We start from the raw sequence: 6,367 nt of genomic DNA, 5'->3' as shown, positions 1-6,367 counted from the left end.
ATCTTGCTAACAATCGAGTACTTAAACTCTTCACTGTATCTAGCCATTTTTGACCCTCCCGTAAGTCCTCTGTTTTAACTATACTTTACTGAGGAACCTACGACAACTATCCTGACACAGGGGGACCTTAAATTGGTTCGCTTAAAAAATAGCTTATTCATCCTTAACCTGGCTCAGATCAATCAGGCAGACTTGTGAGGCGCCATTTTCGAAAGGGCGGGTGAAAAGAATCATGTCGCCGCTCCGGTTAAAGGAGGGATGAGGATGATCTCCTCCTGTTTTCGGCTCATCGGTGCTGGCAACAGCTGTAGTTTTGCCGGTTTCACCATTGATTAAGTAGATCAAGGTAGGGCTTTCTACCCCCAGATAGCTCATGCGGTCTGCGCAGAACCATTTGCCATCCTGGGAAACCCCAGGATGCAGCAGCTGTTCTTCCTCAGCCACTACCCGGAAGTTATGTCCATCCTTGGTTCCCATCATTAAATAGCGAGGCAGCTTCATAAAGACAATATGCTCGCCATCGGCGGTCCATACCTCATGGGTAATCCAATCGCCCTCTTTTTCAACGTAGTACGGTCTGGCCCTGCCTTCTTCTCTATCAAAGATCCACATCCGCTGCAGCGCATCGCCGCCTGTTTCGTGGATGAAGAAAAGGAGATTGTCATCTGTGGGGCAAACCTGCACATGTCCGAGATTATAATCGCTCTGGTACACCACTTCCGATTTTCCGGTCTTTGGATCCAGCGTCACTAAGCCATAAATGCAGTTCCACTGCTGGTATCCGCAGACAATCATGCCGCTTTGGCTTGTAGTGAGATGGCCGGTTATTCTTCCTCCTTCCGGCAGGGCACCTACTTCAATAAACTCATCGGTATCGCACTCATAGCGGTAAACGATATTGTCCTTCACAGCGACCCCATAGTTTTGATGCCGATCCAGCGCAAAACCGCGGTATTCGCTGCCAGCTACCCGCTGAGCTTCGCCGGTTGCAACTTCCGCTTTCCAAAGCTCGCTTTTAAAGCGGAAAAAAGAATCGGGATCATCCGATGGAACCTGCTTGGTGAAGAAAAAGTAGCGGTCGTCGGCTGTAAAGTTCTCAGATGTAAAATACAGCTTAGTATTGCGCTCCGGACCATGGGTATACTGCCGAATCTCATAACCTGTCACCGGATCCTGATATGTTGTAAACTTGCTCATTTAGTACACCTTCCTCGCACTTCGTTTATGAAACCAAACTCTATATTCCCTAATTGTTAATAAAAACCTCTTAAATTTGTTAGTTTTATAAAAAGGGACAGCTGGATTTCCAGCCGCCCCATGATAACTAATTTTTTAGAACCCGATCACACCCGAATCGATCGCATATGTTTCCAGCATATCCGCTGTAGTTTTCAAAAGGATCGCAGCGATGGTCTCATCCACCACAAACACGCGGGCATAAACTGAACCGGAGACAATCGCCATAAATGCAATAATACCCACTAAGGTGGGAAGTGAAAACTCGGTGTAACCGTTCCAGAACTCTGTGAGACGCTCAAACAGGTCCCGTTTCCTGCCTGCTGCCCGCGCCTGCCTCATCCCGGCTTTCAGCCTCGTTTTTTGGCTGTCACTAAACTCAATATGCTTAAGCTCAACTTGTAACTTCTGCCTGAAACTCATCGCCCTCCTCCTCTCTAAAAAACTGGCTCAACTTCTGCCTGGCCCTGTATAACCGGTTCTTAACCGTACCCTGCGGCACCGCCAAAATTGCAGCTATTTCCACCGTTGTAAATTCCTCATAGTAGTATAAAGCGATAATCTCCCGGTAAATTTCGGGCAGTTGCTGCAAAGCAGCTGTTATTTCCATTTTCTCCTCCACCTGTTCAGTAGGGACAGGAGAATTTCGGTTAGACAGGTGGTCAAGGGTGCTCCTGGGAACAAACTTCAGCATGTTCCAAAAGCGACGGTTCTGCTGGCGGCGGCAGCGTCTGATCAAAATCCGGTACAGCCAAGTATAGAGGGCAGATTCACCGCGAAAACTGGAGAGATGAGTGGCGGCATCAATTAGTGTCTCCTGCACGATATCTTCGGCAAGATGGTAATCGCCAAGGATCAAAACCGCAGCCCGAAGCAGCCGGTCCGCGTATTGATTTACGATGTGGTCGATCAGCTCTGATTCTTGACCGCGCAAATCAGTCTCCACTCTGTTCCCTCCCCAGTAAACTCATTACCTCTGCCGCTCTTCCAATTCCCGCAGCACTATTTCCATCCATTTTTCAACCCGCGGACCAGGAGCGAGCTTTTCGATTCTGCGCAGTGTTGCTAAACATTTGTCTAGATCGCGGTTGGAAAAGTTGCTTAAGCTGGTATGGTCTGTAACATAGGTGCCGAAATAGTAGAAGCGTGCTAACAGCCACAGGACATCCAAATTATCGGGATCTTCAGTGATTTTCTGCTGAAGCAGCTCAAAGGCTTCAGCGTACCTTCGGTCCATGATCAGCTTTTCTTCCTGCGTTAACTCCGGAAATATGGCAGTGAACCAGCCTGGTTCCCTCGGCCTGCCAAACAGATTTAAAGCATCATTTGCCGGCAGAATCCGCCCATCGAATGTTCGAGCATCAATGAGAATTCCAATGCGCTCAGGACGTCCCAGCAGGGCTTCAGGATGAATGCCTTCGCCATCAAAGACCAAGAAAAACGGTGGATCCCAAAGGCTGTCGAGGCAGATGCTGGTAGTCTCTGTTTTCGCTGCCCATGCCCGCTCTACTATGGGCTTTCCATCCGGATTAGAAAAGGTGCAGTAGACTTCTACCAGATAGTAGTCCGCCTCAGGATAAGGAGTCCATTCGATTTCAATCGGTCCGCCGCTGTATTCGAAACCTGGTTCCGGCTGGATTACCCGCAGCGGCTCGATAAAACTGAACTCAACCTTTTCTGACTCTAATACTTGGGGGCCTAAACTCAGCTCACTATTTTTAATCCGCAGCTGCAGTCCATCCACCTGCTCCATCTGGAAGCGGTTCAGCTCAATCCCAATCTCAAACTCTCCATCCGGCAGCCGCAGCACAAACTGCCCGTCACTGCGAGTTTTCACCGAGAAATACTCATCGCTGCTGCGTCTAACACGGTACCAGCCATCACCCTCGATAATCTCAGGTCCCGGATAGACCAAGACCTTTACCCCGGGAAAAGGAGCCCCGTTGATAGTAACTGCTCCTTTGATTAAGTGCTTGCCATTTCCCTCGACCTTTTTAAGCATCTCTATCTTTTGCATCGCCGCCCAAGAACTCCATCCTTGCTTGTAAATCTCCTTGGCCTGCTCGTAATCTCCCTGGGCAAAGTAGATATGTCCCAGCCACTCTGTAAAGATAGAAAGCTGGCTGCTGTAACTTGCCGCCTCTTCCCAAACCGCCACAGCTTCATCAATCATGTCACACTGCAGGTACAGCATAATGAGTCTTTCGGTAGCTTCAAGCAAAACTCTAAACTCTCTGTTTTTAATAATACTCCAGTAAAATTCCTCTGCCTCTGCCAAATCCCGCTCCTCAAGGATAGTCGCCAGTTCATCAAAAACTAATTTCAACTCATAATACTTGTAATCCATAAAATCTGGATCCTGATAGAATTCATACAGCATCCAGCACCGCTCTTCTAAAGTCAGGGCATCGCTCTGCAGCAGCTCTTCATACTCAGGCGGTGGGATAGTGCGGGATGACCGGTTGTGGAGAAATGTTGCGGTAAGGTAATCTCTACTGTCCGCCAACATCAGAATCGTCTCTGTTAATGCCTTGGGCACATACTCATGATCAGGATACCTGGTAATCAAGGCATCATAATAAGCAAGAGCCTTGACGTAATTTTTTAGGGCCTTAGCCGCCTCAGCCCGGAAATAAAGAAGATAACCTCCGGATGCGTAAACCAAACTTGTTGAAGCTATAAAGATAAGTAGAGCTAAAATAAGATGTTTGTTTTTTATTCTTACCCTCACAGCTTCTCAGCTCCTTCCTGCCCCATGGAAGTAAGAATCTCAATCGCATCCAGTAAAACCCTCCGGTTCCCGCCAAGTATTTCCAGATGCCGGTTACCCTGATCCCAATACAGCTCATAAACCCAAATTTTGACGATCCGATCTTCACCCCAGATACGAGCAGGATAACTGTGCTGCCAAACGGTCACTCCAGCGTGCTGAAATGTCTCACGTTCATGATACAGCTTCAGATCATACTGCCGCAGGATAAAAACAGATTGATCATTGGGGTCTTCATAGCGTGATTCTAAATAAGCCCCGTAGGAATCGTTTTTATAGACAACACTGTTTCTTTGAAACCTGCCGACATATTCTGGTGCTAAGACCCTTTCACTAAAGCAGGATGCAAGCTCGCTGGGATCAACTGAATGTGGGTCAGCAGTAAGCAGCTTTACTCGCTCCGGCCAGTTCCTAATTATGGAGTCGATAATCGCAAATAGCTGCTCCTTATCAAGTGAAGTTTCGATTTCAATGCGGAAGCCATCATGATAAGTTAAAGCCATCGTATGTGCGAATACGCTCTTTCTTACAGCAGCGTGGTGCTGCTCCACAGTATGAACCTCTTCTCCGTAATTGCGAAAAGTCCACTGATCAGGCGTTCCGGCAGAAAGTCTTATTACTAAGAAATCGTCTTCGCTTGCAAAACATAAATGGTAATCACTTTGATAAGCCAGATATTCAAAACCTAGGCGGAACTTAAAGTCTACTGCGTCGGCTATCCGTCTAAGATCAAGACCCATCCAGGTTCCTAAATCTCCATATTTAGTAATCATATTGGAAACTCTATCGGTACTGCCGACATACAACAGCGAAGCTTGATAGGTCTCTCTAAACTTAAGCAGCAGAGTTTCACTGGCTGAGCCGGAACCGATGCCAACCGCAAGCCCCAGCATTACCAAGAACATAAACACAGTTGTTTTCAGTTTGAACCGCCTCTGCACTGTTCTCAACTCCCTTCACTTCTTTAGAGGCATTACTCTAAAGAATGGTTGCATAAAAAAACACACCGGAATAAAAACTCCGATGTGTTTGGCTGTGATAAGGCAGCTAAAACGGGAAAATCCCTATCAACTTCTCCAAAAACGAGCAATTTTCCCTTTGATAATCAGCCAGTATTTTCAGCAGTTCCGGCACAAACTCTTTAAAAGTCGGGTACAGGGCACGGTTAGTCTTGTATACCTTCAGCTCCTCCACTATAAAGCGGGTTAGATAAAAGCCTCGGCTTTCCTGATAAGTGATATTCTCCTCAACAGCATCTGCCCCATATAAATCTTCCGCAGCCAGCACCTCCACTGCCCGCAAGACCTGTTCGTTGAGAAAAGTAGCCACATCGGGGTAAGCCTGGCTCTTCATCACCGCTTTGACCCGGTTAAAGAGGGGACGGAGCTTAGCCACCTCCTTCGGGTAAGCCTCAAGGCTCGGATTAACAAAAGAATGCCCCAGCTCATGAATAGTTAACTGCTCCAAAGTCTGTCCTGTCGGGAACTCGGGCTTATTGGTGCCGGTTCCATATTCGCGGGTAATTTGGTAAGCGATCGTCTCGCCATCCGGTCGTTCTAGAGTAACGCCATAACCTCCGCCGGGAAACATTGCCGGCGCTAAAATCAGATGAAATTCAGCAGCTTCCCAGCCGAAAAACTGCTCCAGCCATGTTTTGGCTGTTTCCGGTTCAAATCCGGCAGTACTTTCCATCAGTATTTCTGATAAATAGGGCTCCCAGGCAGCGTAGAAATCCAAAAACTGAGCGTCTACAGCTAAAGATCGTAAGGCTAGGCGAAACTCTTCCAGTTTATCCCGGCCTCCACCTCGCTTAACTATATACTCGCTGTACTCAAAAACTATCTCCAGTTCTGGTAGAGGTCCTAAATGAGCCATGAATGCCAGCGGGGCATCATAAGTAAAGCCCCGGTCAGTTAATTTTTGAGCTATTTTCACCGCCTCGTGGTCCCTATACGGTTCAAACAACGCCTGGAGAGCTCGGAAGTACTCATTGCCTCCGTTTTTCGGTCCCCTGTGCTCAATCCATGATGTCTGGGCGAGTACACCGGAAATCAATTCCATTTCCGGTGAAATCCCGACATAGATTTCCGAGGCGCTGCTCGCAAAACCTGGAGTTACAGCCAGAAGTAAAATTATGGCAAGCATCAGTATCTTTTTTATCATCGTAATTCACCTCAATTTGTTATTAGTTATGAAGTAATATTTTCCTGCTGAAAATAAAATAAATCCAGGCGGTTAATCCAGCGTCCTATCTTATTTTTGGTATAGAGATCTATCAGCTCAAGTTGTTGACAATCTGCCGTCTTTTAGCACTATTGCAGAACCAAATTATAACCCTAGCGTTGTTTTTTTCTAAAATAT

At 47.1% G+C, this 6,367-nt stretch carries 6 protein-coding genes; all 6 read right to left on the bottom strand.

Annotation, left to right across the window (positions count from 1 at the left end):
* Positions 1-153: 153 nt before the first annotated feature.
* Positions 154-1,197, bottom strand: coding sequence for a hypothetical protein (locus GX019_07220; protein ID HHT36953.1), 1,044 nt, complete (start codon positions 1,195-1,197; stop codon positions 154-156).
* Positions 1,198-1,332: 135 nt separating this feature from the next.
* On the bottom strand, positions 1,333-1,659 hold the full coding sequence (locus tag GX019_07215; protein ID HHT36952.1) for a hypothetical protein: 327 nt from the start codon (positions 1,657-1,659) through the stop codon (positions 1,333-1,335).
* A complete protein-coding gene (locus GX019_07210) occupies positions 1,631-2,182 on the bottom strand; it encodes a sigma-70 family RNA polymerase sigma factor (protein HHT36951.1) in 552 nt (183 codons plus the stop codon). Before GX019_07210 ends, GX019_07215 begins: the two co-directional genes overlap by 29 nt.
* 24 nt (positions 2,183-2,206) lie before the next feature.
* Positions 2,207-3,967 carry a tetratricopeptide repeat protein gene (locus GX019_07205; protein HHT36950.1) on the bottom strand — a complete coding sequence of 587 codons (1,761 nt, stop codon included), beginning with the start codon at positions 3,965-3,967 and terminating at the stop codon, positions 2,207-2,209.
* Positions 3,964-4,947: a hypothetical protein gene (locus tag GX019_07200; GenBank protein ID HHT36949.1), complete on the bottom strand. Its 984-nt coding sequence runs from the start codon at positions 4,945-4,947 to the stop codon at positions 3,964-3,966. Before GX019_07200 ends, GX019_07205 begins: the two co-directional genes overlap by 4 nt.
* Positions 4,948-5,053: 106 nt before the next feature.
* Positions 5,054-6,169 (bottom strand): DUF4932 domain-containing protein, encoded by a 1,116-nt coding sequence (locus GX019_07195; protein ID HHT36948.1) that lies wholly within the window; start codon positions 6,167-6,169, stop codon positions 5,054-5,056.
* Positions 6,170-6,367: the final 198 nt, after the last annotated feature.

The sequence above is a fragment of the Bacillota bacterium genome (assembly GCA_012837335.1).
GTDB lineage: Bacteria > Bacillota > Limnochordia > Darwinibacteriales > DTU012 > DTU012.
The sequence above is the reverse complement of the archived record's forward strand: the minus strand, read 5'-3'. Positions and strand labels throughout refer to the sequence as shown.

What these genes read in the sequence shown, in the direction of transcription:
- GX019_07220 (HHT36953.1), bottom strand. Translation starts at nt 1,197, where the DNA reads ATGAGCAAGTTTACAACATATCAGGATCCGGTGACAGGTTATGAGATT.
- GX019_07215 (HHT36952.1), bottom strand. Translation starts at nt 1,659, where the DNA reads ATGAGTTTCAGGCAGAAGTTACAAGTTGAGCTTAAGCATATTGAGTTT.
- GX019_07195 (HHT36948.1), bottom strand. Translation starts at nt 6,169, where the DNA reads ATGATAAAAAAGATACTGATGCTTGCCATAATTTTACTTCTGGCTGTA.